Here is an 18069-nt window from a genome sequence, read left to right as displayed (position 1 = left end):
CGGCCCCACCCTCCCCGGTGGGACCCGCCCCCCTTTCCCACAACCTGGCCACCACCGGCAAACCGTGCACGCCCCACCCCGGGGCGGGGAACACCACCGGTGACGTCCCCACCCCCACCCGTGAGGCCAGCCATGACCGCCACCGCCCCTCTGGACATCCACGACCCCCTCTGCGACCGGGCCGTGGGCGCCCTCCTGGGCGCCGCCACCGCCGCCGCGCTGGTGGAGGCACCACCCGCCCTGACCACCCAGCTCACCGGCCCCGCCCCCACCACCGGACCCGCCCGCCTGGCCCACCTGGTACACACCGCCCTGACCAACCTGACCAGCACCGACCGGCTCCCCGAACCCCCACCCGACCCCACCGCCCGCGCCTGGGCCCACACACTGCGCGCCACCACGCGCACCGGTACCCCGCCCGCCCACGCCCCCGACCTCGAACACACCCCCGCCGACAACCCCCTGGGCGCCTCCTGGCACGCCCTGACCCGCACCGCCCGCCCCCACCACGACCCCGCCGCGGGCACCTTCGCCTGCACCCACCTGGTCGACGCCATCCGGTGGACCCGGACCACCCACGGCGACCTGGCCGCCATGCACACCGGAGCCCTGGCCGGAGCGCTCTGGGGCGCCTCCGCCGTCCCCCTCCACGCCTGGCGGCGCCTGGCCCGCACCCTGGACCCCCACACCCTGGTCGTCGACGCCCTGCGCACCACCCGCGGCACCCACCCCCACCTGTGGCCCGAGACCGCGGTACGCACCCGACCGCACCAGCGCCTGCGCCCCTTCGCCATCACCCACCCCCTCGACCCCGGCGTGCTCCTGGCCAACCTCGACCACCTGCGCGAGCACCCCCACAGCGCCGACGCCGCCGTCTCCCTGTGCGCCACCCACCCCGACGACGCCCCCCACCTGCCCTCCCGCGACTGGGTGCGGGTCTGGCTGCACGACCGCCCCGGCGCCAACCAGAACCTGCACCACACCCTGGACGAGGCGGCCGCGGCCGTCGCCGCCCTGCGCGCCGAGGGCAAACGCGTCCTGCTGCACTGCTGGGCCGGGGCCTCGCGCACCCCCGCCGTGGCCGCCCGCTACGCCGTCGCCGCCCTGGGCGCCCCCACCCTGCCCACCCTGGCCCGCATGATCCGCGCCGTCGGCGGCCATCTGGACAACCCGACCCTGGCCCGCGCCGTCGCCGAACTCGACGGCCAGGACCTGCCCGACCCGGCCGCCGCGCTCTTCCCCGACGGGGTCCCCCCACGTCGCCCCGAACTACCAAAACCGCAGGTCAACGGGTGATAAGTTCCACAAACCACCACTTTCCGGTACCGTGACCCCCGCGTTACCCCTAGGCTCAGCGCCCAGACCCCGTGCGATGCCATCCGCCGGCGGTCACGGCTCCGCCCGTGCGCGCCCCACCCCCCACACCGGGACGCCACACATCCGACGCACCCCGCCCACCGGGGCACCCGCAACACGCGCCAGGAGGCGGCCGCCACTTCCCACCCGCGACGTTCAAAGGACAGCACCGTGGGCCAACACCAGCCCCAGAACACTCCCGACGCACCCCAGGACGCCCCCACCACCGTGGGCCCCCGCCTCGCCGCGGCCCGCAACCGCAAAAGACGCACACTGCTCATCGCGGGCTCCTGCGTCCTGGCCCTGGCCGTGGCGGGCACCGCCACCGCGGCGGTCGTGGTCACCGGCGCCGGTGACACCACCGTGGCCACCAACGCCGCCGGGATCCCCGAGGCCGACCCCGACCCGCTCGTGGCCGAGGACACCGCGCCCTCAGCCGACCCCTCGGCCGCCCAACGCGCCGAGCAGGCCGCCTCCGACGCGCGCCAGTCCGCCACCGCCACCGGCTCCGACATCGTCGAGGAGCCCCAGGAGACCACCGCACCCGAGGACGACTCCTCCTCCAGCGGCTCCGACAGCGGCTCCGACGCCCAGCCCACCGGCCAGGGCGGCAGCTGCCAGGCCTCCTTCTACGGCGCCGACCTCGCCGGAAGCGACACCGCCAACGGTGAGACCTTCGACCCCAGCGCCATGACCGCCGCGCACCTGACCCTGCCCTTCAACACCATGGTCCGGGTCACCAACACCGCCAACGGCTCCTCGGTCACCGTGCGCATCAACGACCGCGGCCCCTTCATCGACGGACGCTGCCTGGACCTGTCCACCGCGGCCTTCGAACAGATCGCCAGCACCAGCGCCGGCGTGGCCAACGTCAGCTGGGAGGTCGTGGCCTGACCACCCCTCCCCGGCACCCCGCCCGAGCGCCCCACCCCCCACCCGGGAGAGGGGCGCTCGCGCACGTCACAACCCCCGCACCTCCCACCCACACGCGAGAAACCTCCCACCACCGGTTTCGTGCGAGGGTGACCTGGTCTTCAGGCCGGGGGTGAATCGCGCTCCACAGGAGCGGTACGTGGACTGTCGGTGGCCTGGCGCAGAATCCTGAGGATCTGGGAGTGCAGGGACCGGTCCTCCTGCTCCGCGAGGTCTTTGAGCGCGGTGTGCAACTCGTCCGGGAGGCGAAGCGAGACCTGTTTCATAACCTCACGGTAACCCCAGAAGAATCCTAAAGCGAACCACTTTAACACCAGGATGATGTTATTTTAATTCCATGTCCAGGTTCCGGTTGTACCCCAAACCCGCGCAGGAGGCCGTGATGTTCGGTCATTGTGCGCAGGCGCGGCACGCCTGGAACCTGGCCAGGGCGGTCAACGCCACCTACCGCAAAGGCGGGGCCCGTCAGACGAGGCCGGTGCGGTGGGCGGGGATGTGCGCCATGCTCACCGAAGTTCGACGCACCCCCGTCGGAGACCTGTCTCCGGACGAGGCGGACTACTTCGCCTGGGTGGCCTCCGGGAACGCCGACGTGCAGCAGCAAGCACTCAAGGACTTCGACCAGGCGCTGTCAAACTTCCTCGGCGGAACCCACGGGTATCCACAAAGGCGGAAGAAGCATCGCCATGAATCGTTTCGGGCGATCGGCAACAGGCGCGTCCCCGTCTTCGACGAGCAGGGTGAGCCTGCGCTCAACGCCAAGGGGAAGCAAGTGCACGCCCGCCAGGTCTCGGTGCACAAACTGAACCGCAAGTGGACCCAGGTCAAGGTGCCCGGGTGCGGGTGGGTGAAGTTCCGCAACACCCGCCCCGGGCTTCCCGACGCCAAATCGTTCCGTGTCACCTACCGGGCCGGGCAGTGGCATATCAGCTTTGCCACCATGCCCGACCCCATCGAGGGCCCCAAGGACGGCACCGTGGTCGGCGTGGACCGGGGTGTGGCCGTCACCGCCGCCCTGTCCGACGGCCGCAAGCTCCACTGCCCGGGCCTGACCCACAAGGAACAGGCCCGGTTGCGCAAACACCAACGGCGCGCAGCCAGGGCTCCCAAGGGCAGCCATCTCCGGAGTGTGGAGAACGAGCAGGTCGCCAGGATCAAGCGGAAGGAGGCGAACCGGCGTAAGGACTGGTGCGAGAGGACCTCCACCATGCTCGCCCGTACCTTCGACCTGGTCCGGTTCGAGGACCCGCGTATCAAGAACATGGTCCGTTCCGCCAAGGGCACTGTCGAGGAGCCGGGGCGCAACGTCAGGGCCACGTCCGGGCTGAACCGGGCGATCCTCGCCCAGGGGTGGGGGCTCCTGCGGCAACGGACCGGGCACAAGGCCCCCGGGCGGGTGGAGGACATCCCGCCCCAGTACACGAGTTGGCGGTGCAACGCCTGCGGGCACGTGGATCGGAACAGTCGCGAGAGTCAAGCGTTGTTCCGCTGCACGGGCTGCGGGTTCACGTGCAACGCCGACACCAACGCCTCGGGAAACGTCGCGGCAGGGCAGGGCGTAGGCCCCGGCCCCCTCGGGGGTCGTGCCGGAGGGACGACCAGACACACGTCTGCGAGCGTCCGTGAACCCCAGCGATCCGACTCGCCCTGAGTCGGAGTCGCTGGAATCCCCCGCTCTTCAGGCGGGGGAGGATGTCAACGACGCAACCACCACCCACAAGGAGCACCGCGTTGTTCCGCACCACCACCGGCTGGGTCGTCTCACCCACCGACCTCGTCGACACCCTGGAGTGCGACCACCGCAGCGCCCTGAAGACCGCCCTGGCCGCCCACCTGCCCGGAGCACCCACCCCCCAGGACGTCGACCCCCTCATCGCCCGCCACGGACACGACCACGAACAGGCCGAACTCGACCGCCTCACCGACCTGTTCGGCCCCATCACCCACATCCAACCCCCCGAACCCGACGACGCCTCCCTGACCCGCGCCGCCCACGACACCCACCAAGCCATGGCCGACGGCGCCCCCGTCATCTACCAGGCCTGCTTCCACCACCCCCTCACCCACACCCCCCACCCGGTCGCCTTCCACGGCCGCGCCGACTTCCTCATCCGCTCCGACCTGGACCCCACCACCGGAGCCCCCCGCACCCCCGCACCCACCACCCCCGCCTACGAACCCTGGGACACCAAACTCGCCCGCCGCCCCGGCCCCGGCGCCGTCCTCCAACTCACCGCCTACGCCCACGCCGTCGCCACCGCCACCGGCCACGCACCCGAGCACATGCACCTGCTCACCGGCGACGGCACCACCCACACCCTGACCACCGCCGACTTCACCCCCATCCTGGCCACCACCACCGCCCGCCTCCTGGACCGCCTCACCCAGCCCCCCGCCCTGCCCGCCCCCGCCTGGGGCGAACCCCGCCCCACCTGCGACGGGTGCGGCTACCAGACCTGGTGCTCCACCGGCCGCACCGCCGCCCGCCACCTCACCCTCGTCGCCGGCCTGCGCACCGACCAGGCCGCCAAACTCACCGACGCCGACATCACCACCATCGACGCCCTCGCCCAGGCCGACGACGACCAACGCCCCCAGACCCTGCCCCGCCGCACCTTCGACCAACTACGCGCCCAGGCCGCCCTCCAGGTCACCCAGGACACCACCCGCACCCGCCACAACCCCCAAGGCACCGTCACCGCCGAGGTCTTCGCCCCCGACGGCCTGGCCAGCCTGCCCGCCCCCAGCCCAGGCGACGTCTTCTTCGACATGGAGGGCTACCCCTACCACTCCAGCGACGACGGCCGCGGCCTGGAATACCTCTTCGGCGCCACCACCGAAGACGACGACACCGAAACCTTCCACGCCTTCTGGGCCCACGACCGCGCCCAGGAGAAACAGGCGCTGGAGGACTTCGTCGACTTCGTCACCGCCCGCATCGACGCCGACGACACCGCGCACGTCTACCACTACGCCTCCTACGAGGTCGACCGCCTCAAACACCTGTCCAGCGAGTACGCCACCCGCGAAGAGGAGGTCAACCGCCTCCTGCGCGAGAACCGCCTGGTCGACCTGTACACCGTGGTCCGCAAAAGCCTGCGCGTGTCACAACGCTCCTACTCCATCAAGTACCTCGAACCCCTCTACCTGCCCGCCGCCCGCACCGGCGGCGTCACCACCGCCACCTCCAGCATCGACGCCTACGCCGCACACCTGGCCGCCCGCGAGGCCGGACACACCCGACAGGCCGAACGGATCCTGGCCTCCATCGCCGCCTACAACCGCGACGACTGCCACTCCACCGCCCGCCTGCGCGACTGGCTCGAAGAACACCGCACCGCCCAGGGCATCACCGACCGCCCCCTCATCCAGACCGAACTGTCCGAGACCGACACCGAACGCGCCCGCAAACGCGCCGAGAAGCAGGCCCGCCAGGACGCCCTGACCACACCCCTGCTCGAAGCGGTCCCCACCACCGCCCACGACCGCGACGACCACCACCACGCCCGCGCCACCCTGGCCGCCCTGGTCGGCTACTACCAGCGCGAGGCCCTCCCGCCCTGGCGCGAGCACTACCGCCGCGCCAACGCGCCCCTGACCGACCTGGAGACCGACACCGACTGCGTCGTGCCCTGGCGCGTCCAGGCGGGGGAGTGGGTCGAACCCACCGGCCGCCAACGCAAGTCCCGCCGCGAAATCGCCCTACGCCTGGACACCGCCCACCCCCACCCCTTCACCACCGGCCAGGACACCCACCTGCTCTACCCCGGCGCCCCCGGCCAGGCCGCGACCACCACCACGGCCACCGTCACCCACGCCGAACCCGACCGCCTCACCCTCACCGAGACCTGCGACCCCGACGCCACCTACTCCCGCCCACCCGTGGCCGTCCTGCCCGGCGCCCCCGTCAACGCCCAACCCAAGGACGGCGCCCTCGAACTCGTCGCCCGCACCGCCGTGGACGACCTCCCCGAATGGCCCCGCCACCCAGGCCTGGACGTCCTACGCCGCCGCCCGCCCCGCCTCACCCACGGCGGCCCCCTGCCCGACCCCCACACCACCGGCCACGACCCGATCGCCGCCACCATCGCCGCCGTCGACGCCCTGGACCACTCCTACCTGGCCGTCCAGGGCCCGCCCGGCGCCGGGAAGACCTACCTGGCCGCCCAGCTCATCACCCACCTGGCCCGCCAGGGCCGCACCATCGGCGTGTGCTCCACCAGCCACAAAGCCGTCGAGAACGTCATGGGCGCCGCCCTGGCCGCCGCCGAAGCCGCCGGAGTCGACCTACCCGCCGCCAAACGCGCCAAAGGCCGAGGCAAGGACGCCGCCGAGGCCGACCTGCCCTGGGAACAACCCGCCAACCCCCAAGCCCTGGCCCGCTGGCGCACCCAGCACACCGACCAGGGCCACCCCCGTCCTCATCGGCGGCACCGCATGGGCCATGACCAACGCCGCCATGGTCGCCGACCCCCTGGACGTGCTCATCATCGACGAGGCCGGACAGTTCGCCCTGGCCGACACCCTGGCCGTCTCCGCCGCCGCCCACAACCTCGTCCTGCTCGGCGACCCCCAACAACTGCCCCAGGTCGTCCAAGGCACCCACGGCGAGGGCGCCGACGCCTCCGCCCTGCAACACCTCATGGGCACCGACCCCATCATCGACCCCAAACGCGGCTACTTCCTCGACCAGACCCGCCGCATGCACCCAGCCGTGTGCCGCACCGTCTCCGAACTGTCCTACCAAGGCCGCCTCCACGCCCACCCCACCACCACCCACCGCACCCTCACCGGCCCCGAACCCGGCGTGTACACCCACCCGGTCGCCCACACCGGCCGCACCACCCACAGCCCCGAGGAGGTCGACGCCGTCCTGGCCATCGCCACCACCCTGGTCGGCCACCGCCTCACCCCCGGCCCCGACCACGACCCGCGCCCCCTGACCGGCGCCGACATCCTCGTCGTGGCCCCCTACAACCTCCAAGTGCGCGCCCTGCGCCGCGCCCTGGCCGACGCCGCCCGCCACACCCCCGCCCTCGACGGCATCCGCGTGGGCACCGTCGACCGGTTCCAGGGCCAGGAGGCCGCCGCCGTCATCTGCTCCATGACCACCTCCAACGCCGCCGACACCAGCCGCGGCCCCGCCTTCGTCCTGGACCGCAACCGCCTCAACGTGGCCCTGTCGCGCGCCCAACTCCTGGCCGCCGTGGTCCACTCACCCGACCTGCTCACCACCACACCGCGCACCATCGACGAACTGCGCCTGCTGGCCGGATTCACCCGCCTGACCAAGGGCGCCCGCCCCTGGCCCCACCCTTGAGGCAGGGCCCGCGAACGCCTCCGACACGGCCCCCGCCCCCACGCCGGACACCAGCCGCGGAAGCACGCCCCCCACCCCCACCGCGCACGGTTCCGGACACCCCGCACGTGGAGTACGTTTTACACAGCACACCGGTCCCCGACACCACCTACCCGGGCGCCCGTCGACCCGGTATGCCCCCTCCCATCACCGCCCTGGCCCGCCACACGCTCGAAAGGCACCACGGCCCCCGTGTCTGACCGACCTTCCGCTCCCAGCGGTGGCCACAACACCCGCCACCCCACCGGCATCCGCGTCGTCCTGGCCATCCTGGCCCTGGCCACCCTGGTACTCGGCCCCGCCGGATACCTCATGGGCGTGCGCGCCTCCGCCCACGACGGCTCGGCCGCCGAATGGTTCACCCTCGCCTTCGGCGCCGCCGTGGGCCTGCCCTTCCTCGCCGCCGCCGTGGCCACCGTCGCCGGAGACCGCCGCGCCGCCCTGTGGTCACTGGCCCTGCTCGTCTGGCCGATCGTGTTCGTCACCGTCATCCACCTGTCCGGGCGGGGCGGGTAGGCTTCCCCCTCACCAGGGACGACGAGCACCACCGACCAAGGACCCACCCGTGTCACCCAAGAAACGCCAACGCCGCAAACCCCGCCGCGCGACGCCCTGGCCCACACCCGCCACCGACCGGGGCGCCACCCCGCGCGAGCGCACCGTCAGCCGCACCCCCGTGGTCATCGACGACCCACCCGACCGCCGCGTCACCGCCCTGTGGGTCGTCCTCACCCTGCTCTGGCTCCTGGGCACCCCGCTGGCCCTGGTCAACCTCGTCCTCGTCGTCACAAACGCCCAGACCGCCGCCCTGTCCACCCCCGGCGGACCACCCGCCGACGTGGTCACCGACATCGGCAACGGCCTGGTATGGGTCCTGATCATGGCGCTGGCCGTACCCGCCGCCTCCGCCGTCACCGCCCTGATCCTGCGCCGCACGATCGCCGCGATCGGCTTCACCACCGCACTGGTCGTCTCCGCCGTCCCCCTCCTGGTGATCATGCCCCCCGCCGACCTGTGGCAGGCCCTGGCCACCCACTTCACCAGCTGACCGGCGACCCGATCCGCCACGCACACCCCGACCCACCACAACGGCTACCGCACCCACACCCGCCCGTGGGCCATCATGGAACACCGTGAGCACACCCGAACCCTCCCACGACGGCCCCAGCGCCCTGCCCGCGCCCGTGCGCGACCGCCTCCAGCGCGCCACCCACAGCGTCCTGGTCGACACCCGCGCGCTGGAACGCGTACGCACCCGCTTCGACGCCGAACAGGCCCACGCCCTGGGCCGCTACCTGGCCAACGCCCAGTCAGCCAACACCCTGCGCGCCTACCGCGCCGACTGGACCGCCTTCACCGCCTGGTGCCTGGCCGAAGAACGCCAGTCCCTGCCCGCCGACCCCGTCGACGTGGCCGTGTACCTGGCCGCCTGCGCCCAGGCCCGCACCAACGACGGCGCCGCCTGGGCCCTGGCCCCCTCCACCCTGGAACGGCGCGCGGCCGCCATCGCCGCCGTCCACGGCGCCCACGGCCTGGACTCACCCACCCGCGCCGACGTGGTGCGCATGACCCTGCGCGGCATCCGCCGCACCCGCCGGGCCCGCCCCCGCCGCAAGGACCCCATCGTCTTGTCCACCCTCGACGCCCTGCTGGCCGTACGCCCCACCGACGGCCACCCCGGCGGCGTCGCCCGCAGACGCGACGCCGTCCTGCTGCTCACCGGGTTCGCCGGAGCGCTGCGCCGCACCGAACTGGCCGCCCTGACCCTGGACGACGTTCACGTGCGCACCGACGCCGCCAGCGGCGCCGCCGCCCTGGTCATCACGCTGGCCGCCACCAAGACCGACCAGGAGGGCCGCCGCGGCCAGACCGTGGCCCTGCCCCGCGGCCGCCAGCGCACCACCTGCCCGGTGTGCGCCTTCGCGGACTGGTGCGACCTGCTCCAGGCCCACCACCAGGGCGGAGACCAGGCCGTGCGCGCCCACCTGGCCTCGGCCCACACCCCCGTGGCGCCCACCGCCCACCGCTGTCAGGACCTGACCCGCAACCCCCTGGCCGACGGCACCGGCCGCCCCCTGCTGCCCACCGTCACCCGTTACGGGCGGGTGGGGGACCGAGCCATGTCCGGGCGCGCCGTGGGCGATCTCGTCAAACGCTACGCCCAACGCGCCGGCCTGGACCCCGACGACTTCGGCGGACACTCCCTGCGCGCCGGATTCGCCACCCAGGCGGCGCTCGGCGGAGCCACCGACCGCGAGATCATGCGCCAGGGCCGCTGGACCAACCCGCGTACCGTGCACGACTACATCCGCACGGCCAATCCCCTGGAGGACAACGCCGTGACCCGTCTGGGGCTGTGACCGGCCCGGTCACCGCACGGTCACCCTCCGGTGACGCCACATCTCAAATCGTCAACAAACCTTTAAATACCGCCCGAAAGCACCCGTTGACGTTCGATCCAGCACTGACCAGACATTAGGTTGGTTGCGTGAGAAAGGGGACGGTCTCATGGTCGACGAGTTTCGCGCCGCATTCCAGGAACTGATCGACGCCTCCGTCGCGACCGACTCCCAACACTTCCCACCAGCCGTCCACAAGGTGTACGTCCTGGCCTCCCAGGTCCCCGTCGCCGAGCGCGAACTCGCCCTGGAGGCCCTGACCCCCCTGCTGTCGGGAGGCCACTCCGCCCCCGGCATCATCGCCGACCTGACCGTGATCGCCGGAGCCCTCGTCGAGATGGGCACCGACCCCGGCCCCACCGGAGTCGAGGTCCTGCACCGCATGCGCACCATGGGCCGCGGCGCCATCGTCTTCACCCGCGCCTGGGAACGCACCGGCAACGACGCGCCCCCCGACCCCGAATCCGTCACCGCCGCCGACGAGACCCGCGTCGCCGCCACCCTGGGCACCGACGCACCCGGCGCCACCATGTGCTGGTGGACCATCCGCCGCCACGGCCTGGCCGCCCGCACCATGCTCGGCCACACCAGCGTGCGTACCCACGTGCGCAGCGACCCCGCCCTGCACGCCGAACTCGTCGCCATCGCCAACCAGCTCAGCGCCCACCTGGTCGAGTTCGACGACATCCACTCCCTCCTGCGCATGGCCGAGGCCACCTCCGCCCTGGTCATGGACCGCCACTCCGGACGCGGCTTTCGCGTCCTCTTCGACGGTGTGGGCGACAACTTCCAACTCCACACCCTGCTCGCCGACGCCCTGGTCGGCCCCGACCACCACGGCCTGGCCGGGGAACGCCCCGACCCGCGCTGGGTCGCCCCCTACCTCGGCGGCCAGATCGACCCCCAGGCCCAGACCGTCCGCGGCTGGTGGAACCTGGTCGCCCACGACGGCACCTGGGTGTGGAACGAGGGCCTGCCCGCCGAGATCCCCACCCTGGACGGCGAACGCGTCCTGATCCTGGACGAACAGCCCTACCCGCGCTCCTGGAACGCCGGACGCCGCCACCCCGACGTCCACGGCTGGCTGGAGGTGGAGTCCGAGCTCACCGCCCAGGAAGCGGCCACCTGGTGGAAGCGCATCGCTCCGGCCGAACCCGCCCTGCCCGGCTACGACGAGGACCACACGCCCATCCCCGAACCCGTGGTGCTCACCGACGAGGACGGGTTCGGATCCGAGCACGTCCACGGCTTCGTGCCACCCACCGGCGCCCCCGCCCCGGCCGCCACCCCCGCCCCCGAGCCGGCACCCACCCCGCTCACCGCGCCCGAACCAGAGCCCGAACCGGCCCCGACCGCCGAGGCCGACCCCGAACCCGCCGCGTCGGCGGAGCCGACCCCCGCCGACGAACCCGAGGACGCCCTCGTCCAAACCACCCTGATCCCGATCATCACCCCCGACATGGTCGAGGACCCCGCCCAGGAGGACACGGCCCCGCCCCGACCCGATCCGGGCCAGGCCCCCGGGGCGTCGATGCTGCCCCCGCTCCCGCCGGGGGTCTCACGCAGCTCCTCGTGGGGACCGAGCTGGCGCTGACACCCACCACCCCGCCAACACCCGCGATCACCGCGCGTGACACCGCTGGGGCCAGGCGAGGGCGCCGCCCTCCCCGCCACGACGCGGGCGGGCGACGCCCCCAACCCTTCGCTTCTACTCGTCCCGACGACTCATCGCGTGCCGACCGCCGGTGGAAGAGGACACACGCGCCTGTGCCTGAGCGCCCCTCCCAGCGGCGCGCCGCGGCTCCTCATCGTCATCGTCGTAGAGGCCCTCGAAGTACTCATCGGGCGTGACGGACTCACCGTCGTGGTCCCAACGCCGCCACCGGCCGCCCACCAGCACCGGCGCGGTCAGCACGATCACCAGGGGAACGAACGCGCCCAGGGGCAGCAGCACCAGCGCGCCCGCCATCCCCGGCAGGTCCGGCAGCCGGTCCAGCCACGCCGGGCGCACCAGCGCCACGGCACTGATCCCACCCAACACCAACGCGGCACCGAACGGCAGCAGGGGCGTCAACCGCGGCGGCACGGCGGCCATCGCCACCACCAGACCCACGGCCGCCAAAACCGCCAACGCCACCGGACCGGAGCCCGACAACGCGTCCAGGCCCAAGGAGTGCAGGCCACGCAGGTGGGACCACACCCACCCACAGGACAGGACCAACACCAGACCCAGGATCAGACCAGACAGGAAGCCGACAAGATGTCGCACGGGGATGCTCCTCTCGGGGATGTGGGAGCACCCTAGCGACAAAACCGAACAACAGCACAAAACCGCACCCGCCGTTGTTCCTCCGACACCGTGCGCTCCTACCCGGCCCCCGCGACCAGTCACGATTACGCTGGACCATCATGAACCACGACCACCACCCACCCGACCCCGAGGTCGTCGCGCTGGCCACACGCGTCTTCGACCACGCCCGCCACGGCGACACCAGCGAACTGGCCACCTTCCTGGACGCCGGGGTCCCGGTCAACCTCACCAACGACAAGGGCGACACCCTGCTCATGCTGGCCGCCTACCACGGCCACACCGACACCGCCACCCTCCTGCTGGACCGCGGCGCCGACCCCGACCGACTCAACGACCGCGGCCAGTCACCACTGGCCGGAGCCGTCTTCAGAGGCGAAACCGACGTGGTCCGCCTGCTGATCGACCGCGGCGCCGACCCGGACACCGGCACACCCAGTGCCCGCCAGACCGCCCGCATGTTCGAACAACACGACCTGCTCACCCTGTTCGACACCCGCTGAACACGCCGGTGGCGCCGCCCCCGAAGGGGACGACGCCACAACCAACGACAGGACGAAGGGGTCAGGCGCGGTCGACCTCGCGCCGGTCCGCCTCAGCGGTTCGCTCGCCCACCCCGGCGGCCTCGGCCGCCGCGGCCCGCTCCGCGGCACGAGCGGATCCGGCCACCCGCGCCAACTCCTCGGGGCTGGTGCGCCCCTCCATGCCGAGCACCGACTCACTGACCGGAGTCGACCCCCACCGCTTGCGGACCTCGAACGCCACCACGGCCACGACCACCGAACCCAGGCTGGCGAAGAGCGCCTGGCGCTGGTCCGGGATCGCCGCCATCGCCACCGCGATCGCGATCAACCCCGCCAACACCACCCAGGTCAGATACGGAAAACCCCACATGCGCAGCGTCAGACGCTCAGGGGCGCGCCGCCGCACACGCCGGCCCACGACCAACTGCGAGGCGCAGATGGTCACGAACAACACCAGCAGGATCGCGCCGATCGAGGCGACCAGGAACCCGAACACCTTGCCCGGCAGCAGGTACTCGGCCACCACGGCCACATACCCCACCACCGTGCCCAACACGATCGCGCGCGCGGGAACACCACGCTTGGTGGTCCGGCTCAGCGCCCGAGGGGCATCACCCTGACGGGAGAGCGCGAACAGCATGCGCGAGGTGGTGTACATCGCGGCGTTGAGCACGCTCAACACCGCCACCAGCACCACGACCTCCATGATCACGGCGGCACCGGGCACCCCCACCGTCTCCATCACCACCACGAAGGGGCTGCGCTCCAGGTCGGTGGTGTTCCACGGCACCACCATCACCACCACCACGATGGAAGCCAGGTAGAACAGGCCGATGCGCCACAACACGTTGGTGATGGCCGAGGCCACCCCCCGCTCGGGCTCATCGCTCTCACCAGCGGCGATGGTGATGATCTCCACGCCACCGAAGGCGAAGAGCACCACCACGGTCGCGGCCAGCACCGCCACCCACCCGTTGGGGGCGAACCCGCCGTGCTCCCACAGGTTGGCCACGTGCGATCCGCCCGAGCCACTCCACAGCCCCAGCGCCCACAACCCGCCGATGAGCAAGAACGCCACGATCGTGCCGACCTTGACCAGCGAGAAGAACGACTCGGTCTCGGCGAACACCCGAACCGAGATCAGGTTGGCCACCGTCATCGACAACAGCACCAACAGGGCCAGCAGCCACTGGGGCAGGTTCACCCACTGGCCCAGGATCGAGGCCCCGGCCACCGACTCGGCGGCCACCAGCACCGCATACAGCCACCAGTAGATCCAACCGATGGTGAACCCGGCGCGCGGCCCGAAGGCCAACCGGGCGTAGTCGGAGAAGGCCCCGCCCGCCGGAACGGACACCACCATCTCGCCCAACGCCCGCAGGGTGAGAAAGACCAGTGCCCCGGCCAGGGCGTAGGAGAACACCGCGGCCGGACCGGCGGTGTGGATGACCGCCCCCGACCCGATGAACAGCCCCGCGCCCACGGAACCACCGATCGCGATCAGTGCCATATGCCGGCGGCGCAGCGTGTGGGCCAGCCCCGACTTGGTCGTGTGTGCCGCTTGTGGCGGCGTCGAACTACGTGTCACTTGCCCCACCATAGGACGAAAGGTTCATCACATTTTCCACTGACCCCGGTAAACACCACCGAACCAGCACAATGTGACGTGAGTCATACACCGGCGATGACCCTCCACCCCGCACCCGAGATGGCACCACCCCTGCAACACACCACCACCCCCACACCATGCCCACACCAACTGAGAAACACCCCACTCACCCACCGAGGGCAGGCACACCCCCACCCCCTGTGCCACCATCACCCCGTGCGCACCCTCACCCACCCACTCACCAGCGCCCACACCCACCGCCGCTGGGTCCACCTCATCATCGCCGACGCCGCCCGCACCGCCACCGCCGACCTCGACCACGCCCTGGGCGTCCTTCGCGAAGACACCCCCACCCCCCGCACACCCCCACCGGCGGCCCCGCCCACGTACCCGCCCTGCTCTCCCGCGAGACCTACCGCATCACCCAAGAAGCCCTCACCAACACCCTGCGCCACGCCCCCACCAACCCATCACCCTCACCCAGACCCTGGACCACCCGCCCCGCGTCATCGTCGTCACCACCTTCGACAACGACGACTACGTCTGGGGCGCCCTACGCGCCGGAGCCACCGGATTCCTCCTCAAACGCACCCCGCCCGAGGACATCCTCGCCGCCATCCGCATCGTCCACCACGGCCAGACCCTGCTCTTTCCCACCGCCCTACGCGCCCTGGCCGCCACCCAACCCGCCGCCCCCACACCCGCGGCCCGCGCCGTGGCCACCCTCACCGAACGCGAAGCCCAAACCCTCACCCTCATGGCCCAAGGCCTGACCAACGCCGAAATCGCCACCCACCTGCACCTGGGCCTGCAGACCATCAAGACCCACGTCTCCAACACCCTGGCCAAACTCGGCGTCCGCGACCGCACCCAAGCCGTCATCGCCGCCTACGACTCCGGCCTCATCACACCCGGCACCTGCCCCTAAACCGCCCCCAAACCCCACGACACACCCCCACCACCGCAAAACAGCAAAGCCCGTAACGGGACCCCACCACACTGTTACGGTCGGCAGCCACCGACCACCCGCACACGACCACGGGACCGCCCCATGCCGACCGCGCCAGCCATCGACCTCGACCACATCAGCGGCCTCTACCGCACCCACCGCGACGACCTGGCGCGCGTCCGCGACCAACAACGCGACCACCACACCAACGCCGACCCCACCATGACCCCCCAACTCGACGACATCGAAGCCGAGATCACCTACCTCCTCCTACGCCAGACCACCCCCGCCCACACCGTGGAGATCGGCACCTACTACGGCTGGTCCACCACCTGGATCCTGTCCGCCCTGCGCGACAACGGCACCGGACACCTGCACTCCTTCGACATCGTCGACCACGCCCCCCGATACGTCCCCGACCACCTGGCCGCCGACCGCTGGACCTTCACCAAGGGCGACATACGCACCCGCACCGACCACCTGCCCCCACACATCGACTACCTGTTCATCGACGCCGCCCACAACGGCCGCTTCGCCCGCTGGTACACCCACCACCTGCTGCCCACACTCGCCCCCCACACCCCCGTCAGCGTCCACGACGTCTTCCACCAACGCCACGCCCTGCCCTTCACCGAAGGCGCCGTCATCCTCAAATGGCTCACCAACAACACCACCCCCTTCTTCACCGCCTCCGCGGCCCGCGCACCCCACACACACCAGGCCATCCAGGACCTGAAAAAGGAACTCGACCTGCACACCCCCGTACGCACCGGCCGACGCAACCCGATGATCTACTTCCGCCAGCCCACCCAACCCCGCCCCACCACACCCCTGAACACCCACCACCGCACCCACACCCCCTGACACGACACACGGCCGGGACGGTCACACACACCGCCCCGACCGTGTTCCTCCAGGCCCGCCGCTTCGCTTTCCCGCCTTCGCCCGACCCCCGGTCCCGGCTCACGGCCCGCCTCATCCTGCGGCGCCCCGACCGCGCCCGAACCGTGCCCTGCCGGCCCCGCGCGCCCCGCTAGGACCCACCCGCCTCCACCTGACCGGGCGAACCCCCACCCGACAGGCCACGCTCACGCACCCACACCACATCCGCCGCATCAGCCACGATCCGCGAGAAGTTCTCCGGCTGATCCAAACTCACCATGTGCCCCGCCCGCGGCACATTCACCAACCGGCCATCCACACACGCATCGAAGAACTTCTTCTCATGGATCCGGAAATGATCACGCGACCCGTTGATCAACCACGCCGGCCCCGGATACGCACCCAACGCCGCCAACGCGTCCATCTCCGAGATCTCATCGATCACCGCCGTGGCCGCCTCCACCGCCAAACCACCGTCCAACGCCGCATCCGCCGCACCATCACGCAACGTCAACCGGTGAAACCGCTCATTGACCGCCGCGCCCCGATCCGGCAACCGGTCCATCAACACCGCCGGAATCCGATACACCTGCGCCAACGACTGCGCGGGCTTGGCCGTGCAACTGGCCGCCACCAACCCCGCCACCCGACCCGGCGCCGCCCCCGCCGCCGCGATCGACACGAACCCACCCAAACTCAACCCCACCAACAGGGCACGACCCCCCACCCCGTCGATCGCGGACAACACCGCATCCACCGCCGACCCCAGCGAGAACACCTCACCCCGCCGCGACCCGTGCCCAGGCAGATCAGGCGCCACCACCGTCCGCCCACGCTCACGCAACCACTCCACCTGCGGACGCCACATACTCCCCGACAACCGCAACCCATGCACCAGCACGATCGGCACACCCATGACCCCTCCTCCTACCGAGCCCCGTAGCGCACCGTCACCGGCGCATGATCCGACCAACGCGCCGCATGCTCCACGGCCCGCTCCACACGCGCCCACTCCACCCGAGCAGCCAACCCCGGCGTCGCCACCTGGTAGTCGATCCGCCACCCCGCATCGTTATCGAACGCACGCCCCCGATACGTCCACCACGTGTACGGCCCCTCCCGATCCGGCATCAACGAACGCATGACGTCCACATACCCCGCCTCGTCGAACACCCGAGACATCCACTCCCGCTCATACGGCAAAAACCCCGAACTGCGCCGATTGGTCCGCCAGTTCTTCAGGTCCGCCTCCCGATGCGCGATGTTCCAGTCACCACACACCACCAACTCACGCCCCTCGGACTCCACCTCCTCACGCCGCTTCACCAGGTACGGCAGGAACGCCTCCATGAACCGCTCCTTCTCCTCCTGCCGAGGAGTACCCACATCCCCCGAGGGCAGATACAAACTCGCCACCGTCACCGGACCCAGATCCACCTCCACATAACGACCCGAGTCCTCAAACTCCGCCGCACCGAAACCCACCCGGGTCCGATCCGGCTCCACCCGCGAGTACACCGCCACCCCCGCACGGCCCTTCGCCGCCGCCGGAGCCAACAACACATGCCACCCCTCGGGCGCGACCACCCGCGCCGTCAACTGGTCCGGCTCCGCCCGCGTCTCCTGAAGACACACCACATCCGCGCTCGTGGCCGACAACCACCCCAAGAACCCCGGATCCTTCTTCGCCGCGGCACGCAGACCGTTGACATTGACCGTGGACACCTCGAAACCGTTCATCACAGGCACA

Annotated in this window: 14 protein-coding genes and 2 pseudogenes; 11 read left to right on the top strand and 5 right to left on the bottom strand. The window is 71.4% G+C overall.

The genetic code is table 11. From position 1 onward, the window contains the following. Nucleotides 1-132: 132 nt before the first annotated feature. On the top strand, nt 133-1296 hold the full coding sequence (locus KIK06_RS07115) for a dual specificity protein phosphatase family protein (protein WP_268642497.1): 1164 nt from the start codon (nt 133-135) through the stop codon (nt 1294-1296). Between the two features lie 231 nt (nt 1297-1527). Then, nucleotides 1528-2250, top strand: a complete 723-nt coding sequence (locus KIK06_RS07110) for a septal ring lytic transglycosylase RlpA family protein (RefSeq protein ID WP_268642496.1) — start codon at nt 1528-1530, stop codon at nt 2248-2250. A 140-nt stretch (nt 2251-2390) separates the two neighbouring features. Here the strand turns inward: KIK06_RS07110 and KIK06_RS07105 are convergent, their stop codons facing one another. Continuing rightward, nucleotides 2391-2555 (bottom strand): FitA-like ribbon-helix-helix domain-containing protein, encoded by a 165-nt coding sequence (locus tag KIK06_RS07105; RefSeq protein ID WP_268642495.1) that lies wholly within the window; start codon nt 2553-2555, stop codon nt 2391-2393. 71 nt (nt 2556-2626) lie between these two features. Here KIK06_RS07105 and KIK06_RS07100 point away from each other — a divergent pair, with 71 nt between their 5' ends. From KIK06_RS07100 to KIK06_RS07075, 6 genes and pseudogenes are all read left to right on the top strand, one after another. Beyond that, on the top strand, nt 2627-3940 hold the full coding sequence (locus KIK06_RS07100) for an RNA-guided endonuclease InsQ/TnpB family protein (protein ID WP_268642494.1): 1314 nt from the start codon (nt 2627-2629) through the stop codon (nt 3938-3940). An 80-nt stretch (nt 3941-4020) separates the two neighbouring features. Beyond that, nucleotides 4021-7609 (top strand): annotated as a pseudogene (locus KIK06_RS07095) (TM0106 family RecB-like putative nuclease). Nucleotides 7610-7840: 231 nt separating this feature from the next. After that, nucleotides 7841-8164 (top strand): hypothetical protein, encoded by a 324-nt coding sequence (locus tag KIK06_RS07090; RefSeq protein WP_017597632.1) that lies wholly within the window; start codon nt 7841-7843, stop codon nt 8162-8164. Between the two features lie 49 nt (nt 8165-8213). Further along, the gene (locus KIK06_RS07085; protein ID WP_268642493.1) at nt 8214-8696 is read left to right on the top strand and encodes a hypothetical protein; all 483 of its coding nucleotides are present in this window, start codon (nt 8214-8216) and stop codon (nt 8694-8696) included. 85 nt (nt 8697-8781) lie between these two features. Continuing rightward, nucleotides 8782-10008, top strand: coding sequence for a site-specific integrase (locus KIK06_RS07080; protein WP_268642492.1), 1227 nt, complete (start codon nt 8782-8784; stop codon nt 10006-10008). Nucleotides 10009-10156: 148 nt separating this feature from the next. After that, nucleotides 10157-11641, top strand: a complete 1485-nt coding sequence (locus KIK06_RS07075) for a hypothetical protein (RefSeq protein WP_268645883.1) — start codon at nt 10157-10159, stop codon at nt 11639-11641. Between the two features lie 114 nt (nt 11642-11755). Here KIK06_RS07075 and KIK06_RS07070 read toward each other — a convergent pair whose 3' ends face one another. Then, nucleotides 11756-12316, bottom strand: coding sequence for a hypothetical protein (locus KIK06_RS07070; protein ID WP_268642491.1), 561 nt, complete (start codon nt 12314-12316; stop codon nt 11756-11758). A 140-nt stretch (nt 12317-12456) separates the two neighbouring features. On the opposite strand from KIK06_RS07070, the gene KIK06_RS07065 reads away from it, so the two are divergent. Continuing rightward, complete coding sequence (locus tag KIK06_RS07065; protein ID WP_268642490.1) at nt 12457-12858, top strand: ankyrin repeat domain-containing protein; 402 nt, start codon at nt 12457-12459, stop codon at nt 12856-12858. Between the two features lie 61 nt (nt 12859-12919). Here KIK06_RS07065 and KIK06_RS07060 read toward each other — a convergent pair whose 3' ends face one another. After that, nucleotides 12920-14389 carry an amino acid permease gene (locus KIK06_RS07060; protein ID WP_268645882.1) on the bottom strand — a complete coding sequence of 490 codons (1470 nt, stop codon included), beginning with the start codon at nt 14387-14389 and terminating at the stop codon, nt 12920-12922. A gap of 574 nt (nt 14390-14963) precedes the next feature. Here KIK06_RS07060 and KIK06_RS07055 point away from each other — a divergent pair. After that, nucleotides 14964-15416, top strand: a pseudogene (locus KIK06_RS07055) (LuxR C-terminal-related transcriptional regulator); the annotation flags it as partial. Nucleotides 15417-15539: 123 nt separating this feature from the next. Next, nucleotides 15540-16301: a class I SAM-dependent methyltransferase gene (locus tag KIK06_RS07050; protein ID WP_268642489.1), complete on the top strand. Its 762-nt coding sequence runs from the start codon at nt 15540-15542 to the stop codon at nt 16299-16301. Between the two features lie 169 nt (nt 16302-16470). Here KIK06_RS07050 and KIK06_RS07045 read toward each other — a convergent pair whose 3' ends face one another. After that, complete coding sequence (locus tag KIK06_RS07045; protein ID WP_268642488.1) at nt 16471-17235, bottom strand: alpha/beta fold hydrolase; 765 nt, start codon at nt 17233-17235, stop codon at nt 16471-16473. 11 nt (nt 17236-17246) lie between these two features. Then, nucleotides 17247-18059, bottom strand: a complete 813-nt coding sequence (locus tag KIK06_RS07040; RefSeq protein ID WP_026127424.1) for an exodeoxyribonuclease III — start codon at nt 18057-18059, stop codon at nt 17247-17249. Between the last annotated feature and the right edge of the window lie 10 nt (nt 18060-18069).

The organism is Nocardiopsis sp. EMB25 (assembly GCF_026797795.1).
Classification (GTDB): Bacteria; Actinomycetota; Actinomycetes; order Streptosporangiales; family Streptosporangiaceae; genus Nocardiopsis; species Nocardiopsis lucentensis.
Note: the sequence above shows the minus strand (reverse complement) of the source record. Positions and strands in the feature narration are given on the sequence as shown.